This window comes from Streptomyces sp. NPDC031121 (genome assembly GCF_055570615.1).
Window position 1 is genome coordinate 297,411 of sequence record NZ_JBVIGV010000008.1, and the last position, 25,340, is coordinate 322,750.

Below are 25,340 nucleotides of genomic sequence, written 5' to 3' on the forward strand. Positions count from 1 at the left end.
CCATGAGTCTCGCCGTGACGACGGGCGCCGCCGGCGCCCTCCCCGAGGCGCCGCGGCCGCCGGGGCCGCTGCGCCGGCACTGGCCGCTGCTGCCGCTGGCCGCGACCGTCCTGATGCTGCTCGCGCCGGTCCCGGCGGGCGACGCGAGCACCTCCGGGAAGGTCGGGCCGGCGGACGCGGCCTCGCTGCTGCTGGTCGCCGTGTGCGGGGTGCAGGCGCTGCGCGGGCGGGTCCGCCCGCTGAGCCCGCTCGCGGTGCTGGTGCTGGGGGTGCCGGCGCTCGCGCTGGCCGCCGCGACCGCCACCGCCGGGGACCCGTACGCCGCGCTGCCGGGCTTCGTGCGCTACCTCCAGGTGTTCGTGCTGGTCCCGGCGGCGGTGGTGCTGCTCGTGCGGCACGCCTCCGAGTTCCGGCTCGCCGCCGGGTGCTTCGTGGTGCTGGCGCTGGTGCAGGGCGCCGTCGGGGTCGTCCAGTACGCCACCGGCACCGGGGCCTCGTACCAGGGCGAGGACATCCGGGCGGTGGGGACCTTCGGGCCGGGCGACGTGATGGGCATGGCCACCGTGGTGTCGTACGGGCTGGTCGTGGCGACCGCCGCGGCGCTGTCGTCCGCCCTGCCGCGGCGGGTGCGCCGCCTGTCGGCGGGGGCGGCGCTGGTGCTCGTCCTGCCGCTGGTGCTGTCCTTCAGCCGCGGCGCGTGGATCGCGACGGCCGGCGCGGCCGTCCTCGTCATGGCGATGGCCGGGATCCGGCGGGCCGCGAAGGTGCTGGCGGCGCTGGCCGCGGCGGGCGTGGTCCTGGTGGGCGGCCTCGGCGTCGGCTCGGAGATGGTCGCCGAGCGGCTGACCTCCATCACGCAGGTCTCCAGCGCCCCCGACCAGTCGGTGACCGACCGGTACACCATGTGGGCCGCGGCCGGGTCGATGTGGCAGGACCGGCCCGCGCTGGGCGTCGGGCTCAAGGGCTTCCCTGCGCACCGGGACGGGCACGCCTCCCTCGGCCTGTCCTCCGGCAGCGACACCGCCGGCGCCGGGCAGGGCTACGTCCGCCAGCCGCTGCTGTCCCCGCACAACATGTACCTCCTGGTGCTGAGCGAGCAGGGCCTCGTCGGGCTCGTCGCGCTCGCCGGCGGCTGGCTGGCGCTGCTCGTCGCCGGCGCCCGCCGGTACGCCGCCGGGGACGGGGTCCGCGACTGCGGGCTCATCGCGATCGGGCTGCTCTTCTGGCAGCTCACCGACTTCCTGTACGCGGACATCGGCGGCCCCTCCACCGTCCTGACCGGCGTGGTCATCGGTCTGGCGGCGTGGTGGGCGCTGCCGTCCCGGGCCGACGCCGGGCGGGCGCCCGGCCCGCGCGGCGCGGCGGGTGCGGCCGGCCGGTGACGGACACGACACCCTGGCGGCGGCCCGCGGCCGCGGCGACCGGCGTCGCCGCGGCTGCGGGCCGTCCGCCGCGCCCCGCCGAGGCCGAGCCGGCCGGCCGCAAGGGCGGCGGCGCGGGGTCCGGTCCAGCGGGCGGCGGGCCGGCCCCGCTCGGCCGGTTCCTGGCCAAGGCCGCCGCCGTCACCGCCGGACTCACCGCCGCCGGGGCGGTGTTCGGGCTCGTCCGCGACCAGACCATCGCGCACCTCTTCGGCGCCGGAGCCGACAGCGACGCCTTCCTCATCGCCTGGACCGTGCCGGAGATGTCCTCGACGCTGCTGATCGAGGACGCCATGGCGCTGCTGATGGTGCCCGCCTTCAGCCACGCCCTGGCCCGCCGCTCCGCCGACCGGGCCGGCCTCACCCGCAAGGAGGCACGCGCCCAGGACCCGGTACGGCTGCTCGTCGGGGCGACACTGCCGCGGCTGCTGGCGCTCCTCGCCGCGGCCGCCGCCCTGCTGGTCCTCGCCGCGCCGCTCGTCGTCGCCGTCCTCGCACCCGGCCTGCCCGACCCGGCACTGGCCGTCGAGTGCACCCGGCTGACCTCGCTGACCGTGCTCACCTTCGGCGTCGCCGGCTACTTCAGCGCCGCCCTGCGCGCCCACCGCACCTTCGTGCCGCCGGCCGCGATCTACGTCTCGTACAACGTCGGCATCATCGGCACCATGATCGCCCTGCACCGCCTGTGGGGCGTGCGTGCGGCGGCCGCCGGCGTCGCGGCCGGCGGGCTGCTGATGGTGCTGGTGCAGCTGCCCGCCTTCGCCCGGCGCGTCGGCTTCGGCCCGTCCCGCGTCCGGGGGGCCGCCCGCATCCGGCGCGACCGGGACCGGCCCACCCTGCTCGCCCTCGGACTGATCGCCCCGGTCATCTGCTTCGCCGTCTTCCGGCAGTCCCAGGTGCTCGTCGAGCGCTTCCTCGCCGCCTCCCTCCCGCCCGGCGCCATCTCGCACCTGAACTACGCGCAGAAGGTCGCGCAGATGCCGATGGTGCTGTCCCTGATGATCTGCACCGTCACCTTCCCCGTCGTCGCCCAGGCCATGGCCGGCGGCGAGCGCGAGAAGGCCCGCCGCCGCGTCGAGCAGGACCTGGCGCTGGCCTCGCTCGCCGTCCTCATCGGCACCGCCCTCGTCATCGGCTACGCCCCGCAGATCATCCAGGTCCTCTTCGAGCGCGGCGCGTTCACCCACGAGGACACCCTGGCCACCGCCTCCGTCATGCGGGTCTACGCCCTCGGGCTCCTCGGCCACTGCCTCGTCGGCGCGCTGAGCCGGCCCTTCTTCTCCACCGCCCGCCCCACCTGGTTCCCGGCGCTCGCCATGGCCGCCGGGCTCGCCGTCAACATCGGCGCCGGGGCGGTCGCCGTCCGCTGGTGGGGGACCGGCGGGCTGGCCGCCGCGAACGCCGCAGGCATCACCACCGCCGCCGGGCTCCTCCTCGCCGGCATCGGCCCGCGGATCATCGCCATCCACGTCCGCAGGGTCGTCCTCAGCATCACCCGGCTCGGCACGGCCTCCGCCGCCGCCTGCGCCACCGGCTGGATCGCCGGGCCGATGATCCCCGACCCGCTGCTCAGCGCCGCCCTCGGCTGCCTGCTCGTCCCCGCCATGTTCGGGGCGACCGGCACGGCCATACGTGCGCTCGAAGTCACCGCCCTGTCCGCCCAGCTCGCCCAGACGACCCAGAGGTTCCGCAATGCCCGCTGACACCGACACGGCACCGGCCGCCGCGATGGCAACCGCCCGCCGGAGCGCCGCCTCGCCGTGGGTCCTGATGTACCACTCCGTCACCGAGTTCACCGACCCGGCCGAGGACCCGTACGGCATCGCCGTCACCCCGCGGACCCTGGAGGCCCAGCTGCAATGGCTGCGCTCGCGCGGCCTGCGCGGCGTGTCCGTCGGCGAACTCCTGCGCGCCCGCGCCGAGGGCCGGGCCGCCCGGCTCGTCGGGCTCACCTTCGACGACGGCTACAGCGACTACCTCACCCGGGCGCTGCCCCTGCTCCGCCGCTACGAGTGCACCTCCACCCTGTTCGTGCTGCCCGGCCGGCTCGGCGTGGACAACGTGTGGGACCCGCTGGGGCCGCGCAGACCGCTCCTGACCGCCGAGGGGATCCGCGAGGCGGCCGCCGCCGGCCAGGAGATCGGCTCGCACGGGCTGCTCCACCAGGACCTCACCGCCGCCCCCGACGACGTCCTCCAGCAGGAGCTGCGGGGCAGCCGCGACCTGCTGCGCGAGATCACCGGCACCCTGCCCGAGGGGTTCTGCTACCCGTACGGGCGCGTCGACGCCCGGGTCGCGGACGCCGTGCGGGACGCCGGCTACGGGTACGCGTGCGCCATCGAGCCCGGCCGGCTCGCCGGCCCGTACGCCCTGCCGCGCACCCACGTCAGCCAGGCCGACGGCAGCGGGCGCCTGCGCGTCAAGCAGCTGCGGCACGGCGTGCGGGAGCTGGCCCGGGCGGTGCGCCGATGACCGACCCGAAGGACCCGGCGGGCGCGGCCTGCGGCGCACCGGAGCCCTGGGACCCCTCCGGGCTGCGCGTCCTGCACGTCATCACCGGGCTCGGGGTCGGCGGCGCCGAGCAGCAGCTGCGGCTGCTGCTGCGGCACCTGCCGATGCGCTGCGACGTGCTGGCCCTGACGAACCCGGGCCCCGTCGCCGACGGGCTGCGCGCCGACGGCGTCCGCGTCGTGCACCTCGGCATGCGCGGCAACCGGGACCTCGGTGCGCTGCCCCGCCTCGTCCGGTTCGTCCGGCGCGGCGGGTACGACCTCGTCCACACCCACCTGTACCGGGCCTGCTTGTACGGGCGGATCGCGGCCCGGCTCGCCGGGGTCGGCGCCGTCGTCGCCACCGAGCACTCCCTCGGCGACGGCGAGATCGAGGGCCGGCCGCTGTCGGCCGGGGTGCGCCGGCTGTACCTGGCGGGCGAGCGGCTCGGCTCGGCGACCGTCGCCGTCTCGGACACGGTGGCGGCGCGGCTGGCCGCCTGGGGGGTGCCGGCCGGGCGGGTGCACGTCGTCCCGAACGGCATCGAGGCCGCCCGGTTCCGCTTCGACGCGGGGGTGCGGCGGGCCACCCGGGCCCGGACCGGGCTGCCCGAACGGGCCTTCGTCGTCGGCGGGGTGGGCCGCCTGGTGCCGGGCAAGCGGTTCGACGCCCTGGTCCGGGCCGTCGCCGCGCTGCCCGGCGCGCACCTGCTGCTCGCCGGCGACGGGCCCGAGCGGGGCGCGCTGCGCGCGCTGGCGGCGGAGCTGGGCGCGCAGCACCGGATCCACCTGGTCGGCGAGCGGGACCCGCTGGGCGAGGACACCGGCGGGCGGGTGCCCGGCATCCCGCAACTGCTCGCCGCGATGGACGTGTTCGTCTCCGCCTCACGGGAGGAGGCGTTCGGGCTGGCGGTCGTCGAGGCCCTCGCGGCCGGGCTGCCCGTGCTGCACGTCACCTGCCCGGCCGTCGACGACCTGCCGCCCGCGCAGGCGCCGGGCGCGCGGCGGATCGGCACCGGCGGCGAGGAGCTCCTCGCCGCGCTGCGCGGGCACATGGAGGCGGGCGCGAGCAGGCTGCCCGTGCCGCCGGTGGTCCGCCACTACGACGTGGCGCGCAGCGCCGAACGCCTGCTGGACGTCTACCGCCTCGCCCTGAACGGCACCGGACCCGCGCCGCTGCGTACGCCGGCCCGGGCAGCCGCGGACGCGGTGCCCGCCCCGGCGCGGCCCGCCGCGGGCGGGCAGCCGCCGCGCGCCCTCGCGGGGCGGGCGCCGGGCCGCCCCGAGACCGGTCCGCGGCCCGGCTCCGCACCCGCCCCGGGCACCCGGCCCGGCCCCGACACGGGCCCGCCGCGGCCGGGCGGCGGCGGGCCCGCCCGCCCCGGCAGCGGCTGACCCGCACCTCCGCACGGGCCCGCACCCCCGGGGCCCGCAGTACCCCCCAACCCCCTCCACCAGGAAGTGATCACACAGATGGCCGACACCGCCGACCAGAAGAAGCCCGCCGCCCGACGCCGCCGGGCCAGGCTCCTGTCGCCGCCCGCCTGGTGGCCGCTGCCCGCCGCCGCCCTGCTCGGGCTGGCCGCGGGCGGCGCGTACGGAGTGCTCAAGGCGCCCGAGTACGCCGCCACCAGCTACGTCGTCGCCGTGCCCGGCGACACCACCGAGCCGGCCACGGCGCTGGGCTTCGCGCAGGCGTACGCCCGCATCGCGACCAGCAGCTCCACCCTCGCGTACGCGCAGCCCCGCGCGGGCGTCACCGCCCGCGAGCTGCGCACCCAGGTTCGGGCGGAGACCTCCCCCGAGTCCCCGATGATCGCGATCACCGGCACCTCGTCGAGCGCCGCCGAGTCCGCCGCCATCGCCAACGCGGTCGCCGACGCCCTGACCCTGAGCAGCAACCAGGCCGCGAAGAACACCGGCGTGCAGCTCCTGCTGTTCGACCAGGCCGTCGCCCCCACCGGCCCGGCCTCGCCGTCCGCGGCGGTCAGCGCCGCCGTCGGCCTGTGCGCGGGCGGCCTGCTCGGCGGGCTGTGGCTGCTCGCCCGGCCCGCCCGGCGCCACCCCGAGGAGGAGGGCGGCGGGCGGCAGGCGCCGCAGCCCGCCCCCGCCGGGGAGCAGGAGCCGGCGGCCGTCGTGGAGGAGCTGGGGCAGGTGCCCGCCCAGGGTGAGCACGCGGAACCCAAGGAGAAGGAGTCCGTGCGATGACGGCGGGCTCCACCGGGGCCCTGTCGGTGGCCCTGTGTCGCGACCCCCGCCAGTTCGCCGCCCTGGAAGAGCCCTGGAACGCGCTCTTCCGATCCTGCCGGACCGCGACGCCGTTCCAGAGCCACGCCTGGCTGCACTCCTGGTGGCTGTCGTACGGGCGGGACGGCCGGCTGCGCGTGGTGCTGGTGCGCCGCGGCGGGGAGCTGGTCGGTGCGGCCGCGCTGATGCTCGTGCACCGGCCGCTGCCGCTCCTGGTGCCGCTCGGCGGCGGCATCACCGACCACTTCGACGTGCTGGTCGCCGACGAGCACGCCGAGCGGGTCGTCCCGGCGCTCGCCCGCGGCCTGCACCAGGCGGCGCGCGGCGCCGTCGTCGACCTGCGGGAGGTGCGTCCCGGGGCGGCCGCCGAGGCCGTGTTCGGGCAGTGGCCGGGCGCCCGCAGCCGGCTCGCCGACTCCACCTGCATGGAGCTGCCCGCGCTGCCGTTCGACGAGCTGGTCAGGCGGATGCCGGCCTCCGGCGCCCAGCGGGTGCGGGCCAAGCTCCGCAAGACCGACGCCGCCGGGATCGAGGAGCGCGAGGTCACCGAGTACGAGGTGCCGCGCGCGGTGCGCACCCTGCTGCGGCTGCACGAGAAGCAGTGGCGCGGCCGCGGGGTCACCCCCGAGCACCTGCGGCCCCGCTTCGCCGAGCACCTGACGCGGGCGACCCGGCGGATGGTGCGGACGGGCGAGGGCCGGCTGACCGAGTTCCGGCTGGAGGGGAAGGTCGTCGCGGCGAACGTCACGCTCCTGTCCGGGTCGTTCAGCGGGGGCTACCTGTACGGGGCCGACCCGGACCTGCGGGCCCGGAAGGTGGACGTGGCGACGCTGCTGCTGCGCTACGAGGCCGGCCGGGCGCTGGCGGAGGGCCGACAGGTGGTGAGCTTCCTGCGCGGCAGCGAGCCGTACAAGAACCACTGGCGGCCCGAGACGGTCGTCAACCAGCGGTTCCTGATGGCGCGTACGGCGCTCGCGCCCCTGCTGCGGCTGCACGAGTCGCAGGTGACGGGGCGCGAGCGGGCGGTGGACGCGCTGCGGGAGGCGCTGCCGGCCGCCAGGGACTGGCGGGCGCGGCTGGGCGAACTGCGGGTGCGATGACGGCTCTACCAGGGCCAGAAGCCGGAGTCCCAGCTCCAGTCGACCGAGACGCAGACCGACTGCTTGCCGACCAGCTTGGAGAGCCAGTCGCCGAAGCCCAGCGGCACGCACCACTGGGTGGTGTTCACGGGCCACGGGCGCTGCGGCTGGGGTGCCGGTGCGGTGGGGCTCGGTGCGGCCGTGGTGGGTGCCGCCGGGCTCGGCACGACCGGGCTCGGCGGTGCGGGCGGCGGCGTCACCGGGGCGTCGGGGCTCGGCTCGGCCGGTGCGGGTTCGACGGGTGCCGGCGTCGGCCGCGTGGCCTCGGGGGAGGGCACGGGCTGGGGCGTCGGCACCTGCGGCGCCGGGTCCGGCACGACGGGCGGGGACAAGGAGGGCGTCGGTACGGACGGCACCGGGACGGACGGGGTCGGGACCACGGGTGTCGGCACGACCGGCGTCGGTACGACCGGTGTCGGCACGACCGGTGTCGGTACGACCGGTGTCGGAACCACGGGGGTGGGCACCACGGGCGTCGGGACGACCGGCGGCGGCACCTGCGGGGTGAGCGCCTTGCGGAACTCCTTCGCGGACCGCGGGTTCTGCTTGCACTGCCACACGCCGTGCGGGCAGTAGTCGGTGATCGTGTGGTACATCGGCTTCTGCTGCTCGATCCAGCGCAGCATGCGCCGTACGTACTCCGGGTTGTCGCCGTGGCGGAACAGGCCCCACTCTGGGTACGAGATCGGCTTGCCGTGCGCTTTCGCGAAGTCCACGTGGTGCTGGAGCCCGTACGGCTGGGTGATCTGGTCGTCGAAGGTGCGGCCCGGCCCCTGGTCGTAGGAGTCCATGCCGATGATGTCGACGACGTCGTCGCCCGGGTAGCAGGTGGTCCAGCCGATCGCGTCGGAGCCGCGGTTGGGCGCGAAGTCGAACCGGAACTGCTGGCCGGGCACGGACCGCATGGTGCTCACGATGCGCCGCCAGTAGGCCTTCCAGTTCTCCGGGTCGGGGGAGCAGCGGTGGGTGTAGGTGACGCCGTTCATCTCCCAGCCCAGCACGACCACCGTGTCCGGGACGCCGAGGTCGACGAGCCGCCGGGCCAGCCTGCGGAAGTGCTCGTCGAAGTCGCCGGCGGCGCCGGCGCGGATGAGCCGCGCCACCTCGCGGTCGGGCACCCGGCCCTCGTTGCGCTCCTGCATGGGCACGTTGAGGACGAACAGCCGGTCGGCCCGGGCCCGGCGCCAGCGGGCCCAGTCCTCCAGGAAGCTGACGTTGCCCTCGATGCCGGCCCAGCGGTCCCCCGGCAGATAGGTGTGGCCGACCCGGATCTCCCTGCCGCCGAGCCAGCGCGACAGGAGCGGGATCCGCTCGACGCCGGGGGGCCCGTAGTCCAGGTAGGCGCCCACGGCGATGTCGGGGGACGACCCGGGGAGCTCCTCGTCCTCCGGGACCGCGAGCGTGGCCCCGGTGGCGAGGAGGCCGGCCGTGACCGTCCCGACGCAGGTGTTCGCCAGGCGGCGGCGAGGTCTGGGCATGGCATCTCCCGGGCATTCCCGAATCGGTGTGCTTGTCCAAGACGTTAGGCATCACATCCGACGAACGGCCTGTCCGGGGACCGCCGCGTAGGCCATTCGCAGTTGCGCATCGATCCTGCTTGGTCCGACTAGGTGAAAGACACGCTTTCCATGTACGAGTTCGCCGCCCACGTGCCCGCTGTTGTGCTCAGACTCGACCCGAACCCGTTCCACCACGGAACCCTCGGCGCCGTCAGGTCCCTCGGCCGCAAGGGCGTGGAGGTCCACGCCGTCGTCGAGGCCGGGGGAGGACCCGTGGGGCGCTCGCGGTACCTGCGGGCCGTGCATCCGGGGCCTCCGGGCGGGTTGGACCCGGAGGCCCCGGACGGGCTGGAGGAGTGCCTCGCCGGGGTATCGGAGCGGATCGGCCGACCCGCGGTCCTCGTCGCGATGGACGACCTCAGCGCGATCGCCGTCGCCCGGATCGGCGCCGGACTCGACGGCCGCTTCCGCATCCCGCACCAGCCCGACGGGCTGCCCGCCCGGGTCGCGGACAAGGCCGAACTGGCCGCCCTGTGCGCCCGCTGGGACGTCCCGCACCCGGAGACCGCGCTCCCGGAGAGCGGGGCCGAGGCCGCCGAGGCGGCCTGGCGGCTGGGCCTGCCCGCCATCGCCAAGTGGAGCCGCCCCTGGCTGCTCCCGGCGGGCAGCGGGCTGCGCAGCACCACCCTTGTGCACACCGCCGCCGAAGCGCGCCGGCTGTACGAGCGGACCGCCGAGGCGGGGAGCCGGCTGCTGCTCCAGCGGTTCCTGTCGGCCGGTACGGACACGGACTGGTTCTTCCACGGGGCGTTCGGGCGCGGCGGGCGGCCGCTGCTCGCCGGGTCGGGCCGCAAGGAGTTGTCGTGGCCGGTGCGGACCGGCCTGACGGCGGTGGGGCGCTGGCTGCCGGACCCGGCCGTGGAGGAGGCGGGGCTGCGGCTCGCCGAGCGGCTGGGCTACCAGGGGATCCTGGACCTGGACTTCCGGCGGGACGAGGAGGGCTGCTTCCGGCTGGTGGACTTCAACCCCCGGCCGGGGGCGCAGTTCCGGCTCTTCGCGGACGGGGCCGGGCTGGACGTCGTCCAGGCCATGTACCTGGACCTGACGGGGCAGCAGGTGCCGGCGCAGTCCGGGGGTCCGGGGCGGGTGTTCCTCGCGGAGAACTACGCGCTGCTGGCGGCGGTGCGCGGGCGGCGGCTGCCGCCGCGCGGGCCGGGGCGGGGCGCCGGGGCGGCGGCCGGCGCGGGGGCCCGGGGCGGGCCGGGGGTCCCGGGCGGGCCCGGCGGTACGGGAGGCCCGGGCGGTTCCGCTGCTGCCGAGGGCCCGGCGGCCGCGGCGGCTCCCGCCGGCGGCGCGCCGGCGCGGGGCCCGCGGCCGAGGCGGCGGGTGGAGGCGGCCTGGTTCGCCGCCGACGACCCGCTGCCGTTCCTCGCGATGCTCGCCGCCTTCCTCGGCCGGGGCGCGGACAAGGGCGCGCGCGTCCTGCGGCGCGTACCGGCGCACGGACGGCGCACGGCGCGGGCCGCGGCCCGCGCCCCGCGCCAGCGCGACGGCCTGACCCCGCCGGCCGGGTCGCCCCCGCCGGCCGCCACCGCGCCGGCGGCGCAGCCGCCCGCCGTTCCCCCGCCGGCCGGCCCGGCCGCCCCGCCTGGCGCGGCCGACGCCGAACCGGACGAACTGGTGGCGCGGTGACGGCGGGAGCCGGCGCGCCGTGCCCCCTGCGGGCGTCACGCAGGGTGTCTGAGTTTGACCGGCGGGGGGTCGGGAAGCGGGAGGTGACGGCGCGCACCGGTCCGGGCCCCGTACCGCCGCAGCGAAACGGTGGAAGACCCATGAGACTGGAAGGACAGCGATGACGCGGATGGACGATCTCGTCGTGGTGGGTGCCGGTCCGTACGGCCTGTCGATCGCGGCGCACGCGGCGGCGGCCGGGATCGGCGTGCGGGTGCTCGGGCGCCCCATGGCCTCCTGGCGGGACCACATGCCCGAGGGCATGTACCTGAAGTCCGAGCCGTGGGCCTCCAACCTGTCCGCGCCCGGCGGTCGGCACACCCTCGCCGAGTTCTGCGCGGGCCGCGGGGTGGCGGCGGAGCACGGCCGCCCGCTGCCGGTCGGGATGTTCGGCGACTACGGCCTGTGGTTCGCGGGGCAGGCGGTGCCCGAGGTGGAGGAGGTCACCGTCACCGAGGTCGCCCCTCAGGGCGACGGCTTCCGCATCCGCACCGCCGAGGGCCCGCAGCTGCTCGCCCGGACGGTCGCCCTGGCCGTCGGCGTCATGCCCTTCGCACGCCATCCGGAGGCGCTGCGCGCCCTGCCGCCCGGCCACTGCTCGCACAGCACCGACCACCGCGACCTGGCGCCGTTCGCCGGCCGGGACGTCGCGGTGATCGGGGCCGGGCAGGCCGCCCTGGAGACCGCAGCCCTGCTCGCCGAGTGCGGGGCCCGGCCCTGCCTCGTCGCCCGGTGCTCCGGGATCGGCTGGAACACCGTCCCGCCGCCGCTGGAGCGGCCCGCCCTGGAGGCGCTGCGCCGCCCGCACAGCGGCCTCGGCAGCGGCTGGCGCACCTGGGTCTGGTCCGAGCTGCCGTGGGCGGTGCGGCGGCTGCCCGCAGCCCGCCGCGAGCGGATCGCCACGACCGCGCTCGGGCCGGCGGGGGCCTGGTGGCTGCGGGACCGCTTCGAGCGGACCGTGCCGGTGCTGCTGGGGCACCGGCTGCACCATGCCGTCCCGGTGGGGGACCGGACGCGGCTCGGGCTGACGACCGCGGCCGGGGAGTCGGTCGTCCTGGACGTCGCGCACGTGATCGCGGCCACCGGCTTTGCCCCCGACCTCGCCCGGCTGCACCTGCTGGACGCCGGGCTGCGGGACGCGCTGGACACCGTCGGGAGCGGCCGCACACCCGAGCTGAGTTCCGGTTTCGAGTCCTCGTGGCCGGGACTGTTCTTCGCGGGGCTGCTCACCGCTCCCTCATTCGGCCCTTCCATGCGATTCGTGCACGGTGCGGGGTTCACGGCGGGGAGACTGGTCGGGGGAGTCCGCAGGCGGCTCGGCGCCCGCAGCCGGCCGGCGGGCCCCTTCGGGATCCCCCGCCCCGCCCGGGCGGGCCGGGGGCCGTCCGAAGACGTCTCTGCGGTGAGGTGAGAGGGGTCCGCGATGACTGCGGAGCAGCGAGCACAGGGCCGGGGCTGGGTACGGATCCCCGCGAGCCGGACGGAGCAGCCTGCCGCGGCCGGACCCGGCCCGTACGCGTCCGGCCCGTACGGGTCCGGCTCGTACGCGTCCGGCCCGTACGCGTCCGGGCCGTACGCGTCCGGCCCGTCCGGCCCGGACCCGTACGGGGCCCCCGCGCCCGCCGCCCCCGACCGACCGACGATCTACCTTTCGCTCCTGGAGCGCTGGCGGGAGGCCGGACGCACCCTTCCGGGGCATCCTGACGAGGAGTGGGAGCGGCTGATCTCCCAGCCGTGCTGGCCAGGCCGTTAGGTGGTGTGTGTCCATTGGCAGCGGCGGAGCACGACGGATCCGGACGGAACCGCCACGGCGCGGTGACGGGCCCCGGGGAGCGCCTCGCGCTGAACCGCATGGGCAGCTTCGAGTGGGACCTGGACGCCGGGACGCTGGCCCTGGACGGGGCCGGGCTCGTGGTCTTCGACCTGGAGCCCGACGAGTTCGACGGGACCCCCGAGGGCCTTGGCCTGCGGATCCCGCCGGACGACGGGAACCGGCTGGCCGAGGCGGTGCGCGCCGCGCTGGACGGGGGCGCCGAGACCTACGGCTCGTACTTCACGGTGCGCCGCCGCGACGGGGTCGACCAGTGGACCCACACCCAGGGCCGGATCCTTCGGGACGACGACGGGACGCCCCGCCGGATCGCGGGCATCGTCCGCGACGCGACGGCGGAGCTCGCGCACGCCACCGTGCTGCGGAAGCTGGAGTCGGCGCGGGCCCGGCAGGCCACGATCGTGCAGCGGACCACGGAGGCGCTGTCCCGGGCGGTGACCGTCGACGACGTCACGGCGGCGCTGACCGGCGCGGGCGCGCTGGAGCGGCTCGGCGCGGACGGGCTGGCCCTGAGCCTCGTCGAGAACGACGCGATGAAGGTCATCGCGCTGAGCGGGGAGTCCCTGGAGATCCTCGCGGAGCGCAGGTTCACCCGGCTGGACGGCTCGCTGCCGCTCTCCCGGGCCGTCCTGACCGGCCAAGCCCGATTCGTCCCCTCGCTGGCCGAGCTGGCCGGGGAGTTCCCCCTGCTGGCCGACTACCTGGGCCGGATCCGCTACGACGCGGCCGCGTACCTGCCGCTGATCGCGCAGGCCAAGGCCATCGGCGGCCTGGTGCTGTTCTACCGGCGGCGCACCGAGTTCAGCCCCGAGGAGCAGAACCTCTGCCTCGGCCTCGCCGGCATCGTCGCGCAGTCCCTCCAGCGGGCGCTGCTGTTCGACCAGGAGCGCGAGTTCGCGACGGGGCTGCAGGCCTCGATGCTGCCGCGCCGGATCCCGGAGATCAGCGGCGGGGAGATCGCCGTGCGCTACCACTCGGCGTGGAGCGGGCGGGAGGTGGGCGGGGACTGGTACGACGTGATCGCCCTGCCCCGGGACCGCGTCGGCCTCGTTGTCGGCGACGTGCAGGGCCACGACACGCACGCCGCCGCCATCATGGGCCAGCTGCGGATCGCGCTGCGGGCGTACGCGGGCGAGGGCCACCCGCCGTCGACGGTGCTGGCGCGGGCCTCCCGCTTCCTCGCCGAGCTGGACACCGAGCGGTTCGCGACGTGCATGTACGCGCAGGTCGACCTGGAGACCGGCGGCGTACGGGCCGTCCGCGCGGGGCACCTGGGCCCGCTCATCCGGCACACGGACGGGCGTACGGGCTGGCCGAAGGTGCGCGGCGGGCTGCCGCTGGGCCTGGCCTCCGCGTTCGAGCAGGAGGAGTTCCCCGAGACGCGCCTTGACCTGGTGCCGGGGGAGACGCTGGTGCTGTGCACGGACGGGCTGGTGGAGGAGCCGGGCACCACGATCACCCAGGGCATGGAGGCCCTCGCGCACGCCGTCCGCAGCGGCCCGCAGGAGGCGGGGGCGCTCGCCGACCACCTCTCGGACCGGCTGTGGGAGCGCTGGGGCTCGGGCGACGACGTCGCACTGCTGGTGCTCCGCCGGGCCCCCGACCCCGGCACGCACCGCGCGCCGCGCATCCACCAGTACGTCCACCAGGCGGATCCGGAGGGCCTCTCGGAGGCCCGCTACGCGCTGCGGCAGGCGCTGCGGGACTGGGGCATGCCCGACCTCGCGGACGACGTGGAGCTGGCGGCCGGAGAACTGCTGGTCAACGCCCTGCTGCACACCGACGGCGGAGCGGTGCTGACGATGGAGGTGCTGCCGGAGCCGGTGCGGCGGATCCGGCTGTGGGTGAAGGACCGCTCCAGCGTGTGGCCGCGCCGGCGGACCCCGGGGGAGGCCGCGACCACCGGGCGGGGCCTGCTGCTGGTGGACGCGCTGGCCACGCACTGGGGCGTGGAGTCGCGGGGCGACGGCAAGGCGGTGTGGTGCGAGTTCGACGCCCCCGGCAGCCTGCGCGGCGCCGGGTGAGCGTGCTGTCACGCGGAGTTGTGGCGGGTGGGGGGTGGGGTGATGATGCGGTTCATGAGACCGACGACGTATGCGGCATGCGTGAACCGGAACCTTCCGTGCGGCCCCGCCTGAGCGCCCGGCGCGCGGCCGGTGGGCTGCTGGCGCTGCTCCTGCTCGGGGCCGTCGTGCCGGAGGTCGCGGAGCGCGCAGGGGCCGCCGGGAACCCGCCGGGGGACACCGGCTGCCGGTCCGTGGCGTTCATGTCCATGACGGGTGTGGCGCCCGCCTGCCGGTAGCGGCGGCCACCGGCGGGCGACCCGGCCCATCCGTCCGGCAGCACCCGGACAGGCCCTAGCCGTGGACGCGGCCGGGGCGGCTGTCCACGGCGACCGCGTCGACCGAGGAGGGCAGCAGGCTCGCACCGGAGAAGCCGATCTCCTGGAGCCGCGCCTCGAAGAGGGCCTCGCCCTTGTGGATGCCGAGGCCCTGCGGGGTGCGGGCGGTGCTGCGCCACTTGCGCTCGGTGCCGTCGCAGACCGGTGACTCGTCGGCGGTGGTGGTCAGGCGGATGCCCTCCTGCACGACCGTCGCGGAGATCTGCATCGCCCCCGAGGGTGATGCGGTGCTGCACTTGTAGGAGCCGGAAAGAGTGATCGTGCCGTCCTGGGCGAGCTGCCCGTAAGGGTGGACGGAAATCGCCTGCCCGTACACGGTCGCGCCCGCGGGCGTCGCCAAAGCGGTTGCCGCGGCGAGTGCTGCCAGGACGGTGAAGGGCATGCGGGTCCGGCGAATGGACATGGTTCCTCCGGGTCGTTCTTCGGGCGGTATTCTGCCGCAACGCATTGTGGTGGCAGACGGCGGGACAACTCGTCCCGTACACCCGTGTCGGTGTGTGCAATTCCCCGCTCGGGCGCGTGAGACTTGCCGGAATACGTCCCCGAAGGTCCCCGAAGGGATCGCGCATGCGCCAGTCCGCCCCCGCCCCCGCCCTCGCCGCCGCGGCCCTCCTGCCGCTCCTGTTGCTCGGCGGCACGGGCTGCTACCCCGCGCCCGACCGCGCCGCGTCCGCGCCCGCCGCAGTGCCCGCCGCTCCGGTGGACGACGGCGTTCCGGGCGACGGCGGGCCCGGGGCCGGCTCCCGCCCGGCCCGCGGCGCCGTCAGGGAAGCCCACGTAGGGGACGCCGTTCAGGTGCACGGCCGACAGGTGGGCCGGCACCTCCAGGCCGTGCTGAACGCCTACGTCGACCCCGCGGTCAGCGCCGACGCGAACTACGCCCCGCCGGCCGGGAAGCGCTGGGTGGCCGCCTCCATGTCGTTCGCCAACATCGGCGGGGCCTCGTACGGAGCCCTCGGCGGCATGTGGGCGCACGACAGCGCCGGGCGGCGCCACCCGGTCGTGCGGACCGGCGAACTCACCACCGGCAAACCCCTCGTATTCGATTCCCTCGCGGTCGGCGAACGGGCCGAGGGGTGGGTCGTGTTCGAAATTCCGCAGAACACCCGCATCGTGCGGCTCGAATACCGCGATGCGAACGTCCGGACGAATTCCGGAGAGGGATTCTGGGCCGTATAGCCCGCCCGGGTGAAAGGCCGTCGGAGCCCCTCGGAAGGGCCGTTAGGGTGCGGCGCATGACTTCCACACAAGCGGCAGCCGACCGGACCCTGCTGGGCACCCTTTCGGTGCTCGCATGGATCGGCGACCCCTCCGAAGGCCACGACGTCCCCTACCTCCTCGCCTACGCGCTCGGCGACGGCCCGCAGGGTCGCGAGGCGGGCGAGGAGGCCGCCCGCGCGCTGATCCGGGAGATGGGCCTGCGCATCGGCGACGTCGTCGAGGACGGCACCCACAACCCGGCCGCCTTCCCGGTGCAGGTGGTGCTGGCCGACAACCAGGTGGCCCTGACCATGCCGGGCCTCAACGCCACCTGCACCGCCCCGGACGAGTGGGTCGCCGCCGCCAACGAGAGCGGCCAGGTCTACTTCCTGTTCGCCACCCGCGCCTGGCCCGAGGCCGTGCCCGGCCACCCCGTCGACCCGGACGCCCTCAAGGCGTTCGCGGGCGACGAGGCGGTCCTCACCGGCAGCGCCCACTGCGTCCTGTCGGTACGCCGCCTCCACTAGCAGGTCGTGTCGTCGAAGTCCCGTCCGGCCGGCGGCGGCCGCACACGGCGGCCGCCGCGTCAGGCGCCGCCGGGGCCGTCGAAGGCGAAGCGCAGCGAGCGGACCCGGTTGTCGAAGTTCGACCCCGCGAGGTCGGGCAGGCCGACGGCGCGCAGCCCGACCGGCTGCGTCAGCAGCTCGCGGAACAGGGCCTTCATCTCCACCCGGGCCAAATGCGCGCCCAGGCAGAAGTGCGGTCCGCCGCCGCCGAAACCGAGGTGCGGGTTGGGTGAGCGGGTGATGTCGAAGGCGTCCGGGTCGGGGAAGACGGCCTCGTCCCGGTTGGCGGAGGCGTAGTACAGCACCACCTTCTCGCCCGGCCGGAAGAGGCGGCCACCCAGCTCGTGCTCGGCGACGACCGTCCGGCGGAACTGGATGATCGGCGTCGAGTGCCGGATCATCTCGTCGACGGCGCCGTCCGCGTACGCCTCGAAGTCCCCCAGCAGCAGGTCCCGCTGGCCGGGGTGGTCGGTCAGCAGGCTCAGCCCGTGCGTGATCGCGTTCCTCGTGGTCTCCACCCCGGCGACCATCAGCAGCGAGAAGAAGGCGCCCAGTTGGCGGGCGCCCAGCGCCTGCCCGTCGACGTTCGCGCAGACCAGCGCGGAGATCAGGTCGTCGCCGGGATTCCGGCGGCGCTCCCGCCCGATCGCCGCGACCATCCGCTGCATGCGGGCCAGCGCGCGCAGCCCCCGCCCCGGCATCCGCAGCCGGGAGGCCAGGCCCCGCTCCACGCCGATGTTCTCCGAGGCGTGGTTGACCCGGTCGGCGATCTCCGGCCGGTACCGCTCCGGAATGCCCATCATGTTGCAGATGACCTCCAGGGGCAGCCGGGAGGACACCGCCGAGACGAACTCCTCGGGCCGCTCCGCCAGGACGTCGTCCACGATCCGCGCGGCCACCGCGTGGATGTCCGCTTCGGCCGCCGCCAGCAGCCGCGGTGTGAACGCCCGCTGGACGATCTTGCGCAGCCGGGCGTGGTCCGCGCCGTCGAGGTTCACCATCGAGTCGCCGAACAGGGCCCGCACCCACCGCGCCGGCTCGGGCGTGGTGACCCCGGGGGCGCTCGCGAAGACCTTCGGCAGCCGGCTCGCCTCCTGTACGTCCGCGTGCCGTACGAGCGCCCAGTGCCCCCGGCCCCGGCCCTCGGGCACGAACACCGGCGTACCGAGGGCCCGCAGCCGGGCGAAGGCGTCGAGCCGCGCCTGCGGCGGCAGCCGCCAGAACGCGGGGTCGGCGAGCTCCCCGCACTCCGCCACCGCCGGGCCCGCCGCCGCGTTCCGCTGTACCGGGACGTCCATCGCGCCTTCTTCCTGTCGCCGGCGCGCCCCCGGCGGCCGTCGCCGCGCGCGCTCCTCACGCACCAGAACGCTCCGACCGGGCCGAGGTCACGCCCGCCGCGACCGTCGCCGCCGCGACCAGGCCGGCCCACAGCACCGCGTACGTGCCGGTCCACGCGCAGGCGAGGACGGCCAGCGCCGCCGCCGGCAGGATGAGCTGCCGGGCCGCCCCGTGCTTGAAGTGCCGCGCGTGCAGCAGCCACACGAACGCGAGGAACAGCGCCGCCGGGACGGTCACCGAGAGGTTGGCGGCCGTCTGCGACAGGTGCGCCTTGCCGACGGCGTGCTCGACCGCCACCTCGATGCCCGCGCCGATCGCCGCCGCCGAAGCGAAGATCACGTAGTGCCCGTAGCCCCAGGGGATCGCCTCGCGGTTGCTGCGCAGCCGCTCGTGCGCCGGGGCGGCGAAGTAGATCCACCAGGCGGAGAACACCAGCAGCAGGCCGCCCGCCGCGAGGGGCAGCAGCAGGTCCGGCGCCTCGTGCCCGTCGAGCGCGGACTGGACGGCGACCGTGCTCGCGGCGACGGTCTCGCCCAGGACGATGATGGTGAACAGGCCGTACCGCTCGGCGATGTGGTGCGGGTGCCACGGCGTCTGGTGCTTCCGCTCGGCGATCACCGGGACGAGCAGCTCGGCCGCCACCAGCACCAGGAACAGCCACCGGCGGGCGGACTCGGGAGCCGCGAGCAGCGCCACCCAGCCGATCTGGCAGACGACGAGCCCGGCGGCGTAGGTGAGCGCGCAGCGGCGGGCCGGCCCGCTCTCCCCGGCCGCGGCCCGCAGCCACTGCGCGGTCAGCGCCAGGCGCATCACCACGTAGCCGAGGACGGCGACGGTCCAGTCGTTGTCGTTGAAGGCGCGCGGGATCCCGGCCGAGTAGACGAGCACGCCGGAGATCTGCACCAGGGTCGCGATCCGGTACGGCACGTCGTCGACGTCGTAGGCGGAGGCGAACCAGGTGAAGTTCATCCAGGCCCACCAGACGCCGAAGAAGACGAACAGGTAGCCGGTCACGCCCTGGGCGACATGGTCCTCGGCGAGTGCGTGGACCAGTTGCCGGCCGGCCTGTGCCACCGCGACGACGAAGCACAGGTCGAAGAACAGCTCCAGTGCCGTCGCGGACCGGTGCCCTTCCTCCCGGTCGCGGGCGGTCATGGTTGCGTACGCCATGCCGCCAGGACACCAGCCGCGGCAGCGGCGGCAGTCGAGGCGCGCGGCCGGTCGCGCCCGCGTGCCCCGGGCGGGCGTGCGCCGGGGGCGCGGAGGGCGCCCGGGCCCGGCCGTACCCTGGATGCATGAGCACCGCCCCCGCCTCCGACGACCGTCGCCGCCCCGAGCCCGCGGCCGAGCCGGCGCCGAAGAAGCCGAAGCCTCGGCTGGTCTTCGACGACCCGCTGGACCAGCAGTCCTCGGACGACACCGACCGAGGCTGGGGAGAGCGGCCGCCCGCGGCCGGAAGCGCGGCCGACCTGGCCCGCTTCCTCGACGAGAAGCCGCCCCACCACCTGTGACCGGCTAGAGGCGCGAACCGGGGGTGCCGGAGCCGCCGCCGTTCAGGGCGCGCTGGGCGACCAGCTCGTTGCGGATCTCCTTCAGCACCTCCAGCTCGGTGACCTCGATGGTCTCCTGCACGCCCTCGCGGGCCCTGCGGCGCTCCTCCACCCTGGCCAGGTACTTGGCCATCGGCAGCACCATCAGGAAGTAGACGACCGCCGCCGTGATCAGGAAGGTCAGGGCGGCGTTCAGCACCGAGCCCCACAGGATGTTGACGCCGATCGCCTCGCCCTTCTCGCTGACCCCGCAGGGGCCCTTCAGGCAGGAGGAGTACACGTCGAGGTTCTTGGTGCCGATCGCGCCGACCAGCGGGCTGATGATGCCCTTCACCACCGAGTTCACGATGTTGGTGAACGCCGCGCCGATGACCACCGCGACGGCCAGGTCGACCACGTTGCCCCGCATCAGGAAGGCCTTGAAGCCCGCCAGCACGCTTTCCTTGTCCTTGCTCACGACTGAGCCCTTCTTCGAATCCGCCGTACATGGAGCCAACGGTTCCGAAAGCTACGGCAGTCGGGCACGGCCGTGTCCAATCGGGCGCCGTTCCGCGGTGGACTGACGGCACTCCCGTCCGATTCGCCGCGCCCGGCCGCCTCAGCACACCGCCACCGCCAACCGGGCCGTGGCCGCCGCGCCCACCAGCTCCCGCGCGGTCTCCCGGGGCACCGACAGCACCACCAGCGCCCCGCCGTCCCCGGCCGCCCCCGCCTCCTCGGCGGGGGCGGGCACCCGGGCCACCCGAACCCCCGCCGCGACCAGCCGGGGCGGCCCCGAGCGCTCCGCCGCGACCACGTCCACCCGGTCGCCCGGGCGCAGCAGCCGCACCGTCGCCGCGTCCGCGATGCGCACCGGCGCCGACACCGTCCGCACCGCCGCGGGAGGGGGCCCCGCCGACGGCGGGGACGCGCCCCGGGCGGCCTGGGCGGCCTGGCCGACTCCCGCCACGGCGAGCACGGCCGCGGTCAGGGCCAGCGCCCCGGAGGCCGTGCGCCGCCGCCGGCGCAGGGCCCGGCGCAGCCGGTACCGGCCGGGGCCGACCCGCAGCGGCGGGAACGCGGGCACACGGCGCGCGGGCGGGCACGAGGAGAGCGCGGGCGGACAGGGGGAGAGGAGGGCGTCGGAGGACATGGCTGCCACCAGGAGGTCGGGTTCGCGGTCCGGACCCGGCGTCCGGACACCCCCACGATCCGCCTCCCCGGCCGGCCCCGCTCGGGCCTGTGGACGGTCCCGGGGTTGTGGACGAACCCCTCACCCTCCCGGGTGGCCCGCCGCGCCCCGGAGGCGGGCGCCCCCGCTCCGTACGCAGCCCTCGTACGCCGCCCCCTACGGCAGCTCGATCCCCAGGTCCCAGCCGTCGTGCGCGTGCGTGCACAGGCAGTCTCGGCTCTCCGTCGCCGGCAGCGCCGCCACCGCGTCGAAGAGGACCTCGCGCAGCCGGCCGACGTTCTCGCCGAAGACCCGGAGCACCTCGGTGTGCGAGACGCCCTCGCCGGTCTCCGCGCCCGCGTCCAGGTCCGTGACCAGCGCCATCGAGGTGTAGCAGAGCCCCAGCTCGCGGGCGAGCACCGCCTCCGGGTGGCCCGTCATGCCCACGACCGACCAGCCCATCGCCGCGTGCCACCGCGATTCGGCGCGGGTGGAGAACCGCGGCCCCTCGACCACGACCATCGTGCCGCCGTCCACCGGCTCCCAGCCGCGGCCGCGCGCCGCGGCCAGGGCCACGGCGCGGCCGGCGGGGCAGTACGGGTCGGCGAAGGTGGTGTGCACGACGTTGGGGACGGAGCCGTCCGGCAGGGGTTCGCCGTCGAAGAAGGTCTGCGTGCGCGACTTCGTACGGTCCACCAGCTGGTCGGGGACCAGAAGCGTCCCCGGCCCGTACTCGGCGCGCAGCCCGCCGACGGCGCAGGGCCCGAGCACCTGGCGCACGCCGGCCGCGCGCAGCGCCCACAGGTTGGCCCGGTAGTTGATGCGGTGCGGCGGGACCTTGTGGCCGCGGCCGTGGCGGGGCAGGAAGGCGACCTTGCGCCCGGCCAGCTCGCCGAGGAAGAGGGAGTCGCTCGGGGCCCCGTACGGGGTGTCCACCTGGACCTCGGTCACGTCCTCCAGGAAGGAGTAGAAGCCGGATCCGCCGATGACACCGATCTCTGCGTCAGTCATGCCGTCACCCTAACGGGGGATGCGGAAGGCCCCGCCGACCGGAAGGGCGGCGGGGCCTCGCAAGGCAGGCGGCGGGATCAGGCGGCCGAGGTGGAGCTGCTGCTCGACGACGCGGCCGGTGCTGCGGCGGCCGGCTTCGGCGTCGAGGCCGGGGTGCTGCTCGACGAGGCGCCGCGGCTGTCGTTGCGGTAGAAACCGGATCCCTTGAAGACGATGCCGACCGCGGAGAACACCTTCTTCAGGCGCCCCTGGCAGCTCGGGCACTCGGTCAGTGCGTCGTCGGTGAACTTCTGCACGGCCTCAAGGCCCTCACCGCAGTCGGTGCACTGGTACTGGTAGGTCGGCACGAATTTCCTCCTGGCACTCTGACTCGATGAGTGCTAACGATGCTCCATGGTGACGCATTCCGCCGGATCAGTCCACCGTCACCGGCGTGCGGTGACCCACACCACGCCCTTCGGCGGTGCCGGTGCGGGCCGCGGAGGCGCCGACGACCCGGCTCGGGGCCTTGGGCGCCAACTGGGCGCGCAGCGCGACCAGGGTGGCGAAGGCCAGGACGGTGCCGGCCATCGGGACGAGGAAGCCGTACGCGGAGCCGTGCGAGTCCGTCAGGTTGCCCGCCACGATGGCAGCAGTGGCCTGGCCGAAGGCGACGGCGCCGGTGAGCCAGGTGAAGGCCTCGGTCCGGGCGTTCGCCGGGACGAGCGCCTCGACCATGGTGTAGCCGGTGATCAGGGCCGGGGCGATGCAGAGGCCGACGAGGAGGCCGAGTCCGCCGAGCAGGATCGCGGAGTCCGCGGTCCACAGCACGGACGCGGCCGCGGTCAGGCCGGCGTACCCGAGCAGCAGGCGGCGGCGCGGGCCGATCTTCCAGGCGATGGCGCCGCAGGCGATGCCCGCGATCATGTTGCCGGCGGCGAAGACGCCGTAGAGGGCGCCGTTGGCGCCGGGGTTGCCGATCTCGTTGGAGAAGGCGGTCAGGGACATCTGCATGCCGCCGAAGACGGCGCCGATGCCGAGGAAGGCCACGATCAGGACGCGCACGCCGGGGTGGGCCAGGGCGGAGCCGCGGCGGACGGCGCCGCCCTCGGGGCGGCCGTGCGGGCGGGGCTGGGAGGCGCGGCGGGCGGCGAAGACGAGGCCGCCGGCGAGGGTGAGCGCGGCCTCGGTCGCCAGGCCGGCGGCGGGGTGGACGCCCGTGCACAGGGCGGTGGCGAGGACGGGGCCGACGACGAAGGTGAACTCGTCGGTGACGGACTCGAACGCGGCGGCGGTCGGCAGCAGCGGCGAGCCCTCCAGGCGGGCGGCCCAGCGGGCCCGCACCATGGGGCCGACCTGCGGCACCGAGGCGCCGGCCGGGACGGCGGCCGCCGCGAGCGCCCACAGGGGGGCGTCGACCAGCGCGAGGGTGACGAGCCCGCTGACGGCGGCGGCGTGCGCGAGGACGCCCGGGACGAGCACGGCGCTCTGGCCGTGGCGGTCGGTGAGCGAGCCCATGACGGGGGCGAACAGCGCCATCGAGATGCCGGTGACGGCGGAGACGATGCCCGCGCTCGCGTACGAGCCGGTGGTGTGCTGCACCAGCAGCAGGATGCTGACCGTCAGCATGCCGAACGGGAGGCGGGCGGCGAACCCGGGGAGGACGAAGCCGAGGGCGCCGGGAGTGCGCAGCAGCTGTCCGTAACCGGGTCGGGCGGACGTGTCGGTCGTGACCGCGGATGTCACGGCCTGGCCTTTCCGCTGCCTGGTAGAGCTCCCGGTCTGCGGAGGTGTTTCGCTGGTGAGCGGCCGCACCCGTACGTAGGAGCCCCGAGAGCTGTCCTCTTGCGCAGAACCGAGTGATACCTGGGCGCCCACTGCGGGGGCAGCCACGGCCGCTTTGCGGTCGCGCCAGCTCTGCATCAGGCAGAGTTGGTTCGATGTGGTGTGCCTTTATGGTACAGGCAGCTTCGCTCTCACGCCCTGTGATTCCGCTGACAAGTCGTGCCTTTGCCTGCGATTAAGCCGGAACTTCACCGTCCGTGGACCACGGAATGAGGGCAAAGCCCTGCATAATCCATCGAAAATGGCCGAACTTGAGCGCCGTTCAAAGCCGTACGGGCCCCCCGACCCCCTCGAAACAAGGCGCCGGGGACCCCGCGGAGGGTCACCCTCCGGGGCGGTGCCGCCGCCGGAGCCCGGCGCCGCGGCCGGGCCCCTGCGCCGGCCCCCGCCCCGGCCCGTGCCCTGCCCGGCGCCCGGCGCCGTGGCCCGTCCCGTTGCCCGTCCCCAGCCATCCCGCGAGCTTGCCGCCCCGCGCCACCGCCCGCAGCCGCGCCTCGGCCGCGTCCCGCACCGGGTCCGTGGCCACGACCAGCAGCTCGTCCCCCCGCCGCAGCACCGTCGACGGCAGCGGCACGAAGCTCTCGGAGTCCCGGACCACCAGCGTCACCGAGGCGCCCGGCGGCAGCCGCAGCTCGCTCACCTCGACGCCGTGCATCCGCGAGGCCGCCGGGATGGAGAAGGACAGCAGGTGCCCGCGCAGCTTCTCCAGCGGGGCGGACTCGATGCCGAGGTCGGCGGCCGTCTCGTCGCCGGCGCCCAGGTTCAGCTTCCGCGCCACCCAGGGCAGCGTCGGCCCCTGGACCAGCGTGTAGACGACGACCAGCACGAAGACGATGTTGAAGACGCGGTCGCTGCCCTCGATGCCCGTCACCAGGGGGATCGTCGCCAGGATGATGGGGACGGCGCCGCGCAGGCCCGCCCACGACATCAGGGCCTTCTCCTGCCAGGGCAGCGCGAACGGCAGCAGGCCGGCGAACACCGACAGCGGCCGCGCCACCATCGTCAGCACCAGGCCGATGACCACCGCCGGCCAGAAGTCCCCGGCCAGCTCGTGCGGCGTGACCAGCAGGCCGAGCAGGACGAACATGCCGATCTGGGCGATCCAGCCGAGCCCGTCCGCGAACCCGCGCGTCGCCGGCCAGTGCGGCAGCCTCGCGTTCCCCAGCACCACGGAGGCCAGGTAGACGGCGAGGAAGCCCGAGCCGTGCGCCATCGCGCCGGCCGCGTACGCGGACACCGCGATCGCCATGACGGCGATCGGGTACAGGCCCGAGGCGGGCAGCGCCACGTGCCGCAGCCCGTACGCGCCGAGGAAGCCGACGGCGAGGCCGATCGCCGCGCCGATGGCCAGCTCCAGCGCGATCTCGCCGACCAGGACGTACCAGGAGTGGACGGGCTCCGCCGCCGACAAGGCGACGACCAGGATGACGACGGGCGCGTCGTTGAAGCCGGACTCGGCTTCCAGCACCCCGGTGATCCGGGAGGGGAGCGGTACCTTCCGCAGTACGGAGAACACGGCCGCCGCGTCGGTCGAGGAGACGACCGCGCCGATCAGCAGGGCCTGCCGCCACTCCAGGCCGACCAGGTAGTGCGCTCCCGCGGCCGTCACGCCGACGCTCACCGCGACGCCGAACAGCGACAGCACGGCCGCCGCCGGCAGGGCCGGCCTTATCTGCTTCCACTGGGTGCCGAGGCCGCCCTCGGCGAGGATCACGACGAGGGCCGCGTACCCGATGACCTGGGTCAGCTCGGCGTTGTCGAAGGCGATGTTCCCTATGCCGTCCTGCCCCATCGCGATCCCGATGCCCAGGTAGAGGAGCAGGCTGGGGAGGCCGCTGCGCGAGGAGAGGCGGACCGCCGCCACGGCGACGAGGAGCACGAGCGAGCAGGCGAGCAGGAGTGCATTGAGCGTGTGGACGGTCAGCGGGCGGCCCTCCCTCAAC

Annotated in this window: 24 protein-coding genes; 14 read left to right on the plus strand and 10 right to left on the minus strand. The window is 75.6% G+C overall.

The window, feature by feature from the left end:
• Positions 1-2: 2 nt before the first annotated feature.
• The 6 genes from ACZ462_RS17375 (at position 3) to ACZ462_RS17400 (ending at position 7,257) form a co-directional block, all read left to right on the plus strand.
• Positions 3-1,382 (plus strand): O-antigen ligase family protein, encoded by a 1,380-nt coding sequence (locus tag ACZ462_RS17375; protein ID WP_467803332.1) that lies wholly within the window; start codon positions 3-5, stop codon positions 1,380-1,382.
• Positions 1,379-3,124: a murein biosynthesis integral membrane protein MurJ gene (murJ, locus tag ACZ462_RS17380; RefSeq protein WP_467803330.1), complete on the plus strand. Its 1,746-nt coding sequence runs from the start codon at positions 1,379-1,381 to the stop codon at positions 3,122-3,124. The genes ACZ462_RS17375 and murJ overlap by 4 nt, the downstream gene beginning before the upstream one ends.
• A complete protein-coding gene (locus ACZ462_RS17385; protein ID WP_467803328.1) occupies positions 3,114-3,893 on the plus strand; it encodes a polysaccharide deacetylase family protein in 780 nt (259 codons plus the stop codon). The genes murJ and ACZ462_RS17385 overlap by 11 nt, the downstream gene beginning before the upstream one ends.
• A gap of 62 nt (positions 3,894-3,955) precedes the next feature.
• Complete coding sequence (locus ACZ462_RS17390) at positions 3,956-5,305, plus strand: glycosyltransferase (RefSeq protein WP_467803606.1); 1,350 nt, start codon at positions 3,956-3,958, stop codon at positions 5,303-5,305.
• A 78-nt stretch (positions 5,306-5,383) separates the two neighbouring features.
• Positions 5,384-6,118 carry a lipopolysaccharide biosynthesis protein gene (locus tag ACZ462_RS17395; RefSeq protein ID WP_467803327.1) on the plus strand — a complete coding sequence of 245 codons (735 nt, stop codon included), beginning with the start codon at positions 5,384-5,386 and terminating at the stop codon, positions 6,116-6,118.
• A complete protein-coding gene (locus ACZ462_RS17400; RefSeq protein WP_467803326.1) occupies positions 6,115-7,257 on the plus strand; it encodes a GNAT family N-acetyltransferase in 1,143 nt (380 codons plus the stop codon). Before ACZ462_RS17395 ends, ACZ462_RS17400 begins: the two co-directional genes overlap by 4 nt.
• A gap of 5 nt (positions 7,258-7,262) precedes the next feature.
• Here the strand turns inward: ACZ462_RS17400 and ACZ462_RS17405 are convergent, their stop codons facing one another.
• Positions 7,263-8,774 (minus strand): glycoside hydrolase family 26 protein, encoded by a 1,512-nt coding sequence (locus ACZ462_RS17405; protein WP_467803325.1) that lies wholly within the window; start codon positions 8,772-8,774, stop codon positions 7,263-7,265.
• Positions 8,775-8,924: 150 nt separating this feature from the next.
• On the opposite strand from ACZ462_RS17405, the gene ACZ462_RS17410 reads away from it, so the two are divergent.
• From ACZ462_RS17410 to ACZ462_RS17430, 5 genes are all read left to right on the plus strand, one after another.
• The gene (locus tag ACZ462_RS17410; RefSeq protein WP_468252360.1) at positions 8,925-10,487 is read left to right on the plus strand and encodes a carboxylate--amine ligase; all 1,563 of its coding nucleotides are present in this window, start codon (positions 8,925-8,927) and stop codon (positions 10,485-10,487) included.
• Positions 10,488-10,656: 169 nt separating this feature from the next.
• Complete coding sequence (locus ACZ462_RS17415; protein ID WP_467803604.1) at positions 10,657-11,937, plus strand: NAD(P)-binding domain-containing protein; 1,281 nt, start codon at positions 10,657-10,659, stop codon at positions 11,935-11,937.
• A 12-nt stretch (positions 11,938-11,949) separates the two neighbouring features.
• Positions 11,950-12,279: a hypothetical protein gene (locus ACZ462_RS17420; protein WP_467803323.1), complete on the plus strand. Its 330-nt coding sequence runs from the start codon at positions 11,950-11,952 to the stop codon at positions 12,277-12,279.
• A gap of 14 nt (positions 12,280-12,293) precedes the next feature.
• Positions 12,294-14,381: a SpoIIE family protein phosphatase gene (locus ACZ462_RS17425; RefSeq protein WP_467803322.1), complete on the plus strand. Its 2,088-nt coding sequence runs from the start codon at positions 12,294-12,296 to the stop codon at positions 14,379-14,381.
• A gap of 77 nt (positions 14,382-14,458) precedes the next feature.
• Entirely contained in the window at positions 14,459-14,659 is a 201-nt protein-coding gene (locus tag ACZ462_RS17430) for a hypothetical protein (protein WP_467803321.1), read from the plus strand.
• A 55-nt stretch (positions 14,660-14,714) separates the two neighbouring features.
• On the opposite strand, the gene ACZ462_RS17435 is transcribed toward ACZ462_RS17430, so the two are convergent.
• Positions 14,715-15,161, minus strand: coding sequence for a DUF6299 family protein (locus tag ACZ462_RS17435; protein WP_467803320.1), 447 nt, complete (start codon positions 15,159-15,161; stop codon positions 14,715-14,717).
• 164 nt (positions 15,162-15,325) lie between these two features.
• On the opposite strand from ACZ462_RS17435, the gene ACZ462_RS17440 reads away from it, so the two are divergent.
• Positions 15,326-15,937, plus strand: a complete 612-nt coding sequence (locus ACZ462_RS17440; protein WP_467803319.1) for a DUF4352 domain-containing protein — start codon at positions 15,326-15,328, stop codon at positions 15,935-15,937.
• A gap of 56 nt (positions 15,938-15,993) precedes the next feature.
• Positions 15,994-16,485: a DUF5949 family protein gene (locus ACZ462_RS17445; RefSeq protein ID WP_467803318.1), complete on the plus strand. Its 492-nt coding sequence runs from the start codon at positions 15,994-15,996 to the stop codon at positions 16,483-16,485.
• Between the two features lie 59 nt (positions 16,486-16,544).
• Here ACZ462_RS17445 and ACZ462_RS17450 read toward each other — a convergent pair whose 3' ends face one another.
• Positions 16,545-17,822, minus strand: coding sequence for a cytochrome P450 (locus ACZ462_RS17450; protein ID WP_467803317.1), 1,278 nt, complete (start codon positions 17,820-17,822; stop codon positions 16,545-16,547).
• 55 nt (positions 17,823-17,877) lie between these two features.
• Entirely contained in the window at positions 17,878-19,032 is a 1,155-nt protein-coding gene (locus ACZ462_RS17455; RefSeq protein ID WP_467803316.1) for a low temperature requirement protein A, read from the minus strand.
• 125 nt (positions 19,033-19,157) lie between these two features.
• Between ACZ462_RS17455 and ACZ462_RS17460 the strand changes: the two genes are divergently transcribed.
• Positions 19,158-19,373, plus strand: a complete 216-nt coding sequence (locus ACZ462_RS17460) for a hypothetical protein (RefSeq protein ID WP_467803315.1) — start codon at positions 19,158-19,160, stop codon at positions 19,371-19,373.
• Between the two features lie 4 nt (positions 19,374-19,377).
• Here the strand turns inward: ACZ462_RS17460 and mscL are convergent, their stop codons facing one another.
• From mscL to ACZ462_RS17490, 6 genes are all read right to left on the minus strand, one after another.
• Complete coding sequence (mscL, locus tag ACZ462_RS17465) at positions 19,378-19,869, minus strand: large conductance mechanosensitive channel protein MscL (RefSeq protein WP_467803314.1); 492 nt, start codon at positions 19,867-19,869, stop codon at positions 19,378-19,380.
• Between the two features lie 141 nt (positions 19,870-20,010).
• A complete protein-coding gene (locus tag ACZ462_RS17470; protein ID WP_467803313.1) occupies positions 20,011-20,544 on the minus strand; it encodes a hypothetical protein in 534 nt (177 codons plus the stop codon).
• Positions 20,545-20,739: 195 nt separating this feature from the next.
• Complete coding sequence (locus ACZ462_RS17475) at positions 20,740-21,573, minus strand: S-methyl-5'-thioadenosine phosphorylase (RefSeq protein ID WP_467803311.1); 834 nt, start codon at positions 21,571-21,573, stop codon at positions 20,740-20,742.
• A 77-nt stretch (positions 21,574-21,650) separates the two neighbouring features.
• Positions 21,651-21,920, minus strand: coding sequence for an FmdB family zinc ribbon protein (locus tag ACZ462_RS17480; RefSeq protein ID WP_114057901.1), 270 nt, complete (start codon positions 21,918-21,920; stop codon positions 21,651-21,653).
• Between the two features lie 67 nt (positions 21,921-21,987).
• Entirely contained in the window at positions 21,988-23,298 is a 1,311-nt protein-coding gene (locus tag ACZ462_RS17485; protein WP_467803309.1) for an MFS transporter, read from the minus strand.
• A 421-nt stretch (positions 23,299-23,719) separates the two neighbouring features.
• Positions 23,720-25,321: a potassium/proton antiporter gene (locus ACZ462_RS17490; RefSeq protein ID WP_467803603.1), complete on the minus strand. Its 1,602-nt coding sequence runs from the start codon at positions 25,319-25,321 to the stop codon at positions 23,720-23,722.
• Between the last annotated feature and the right edge of the window lie 19 nt (positions 25,322-25,340).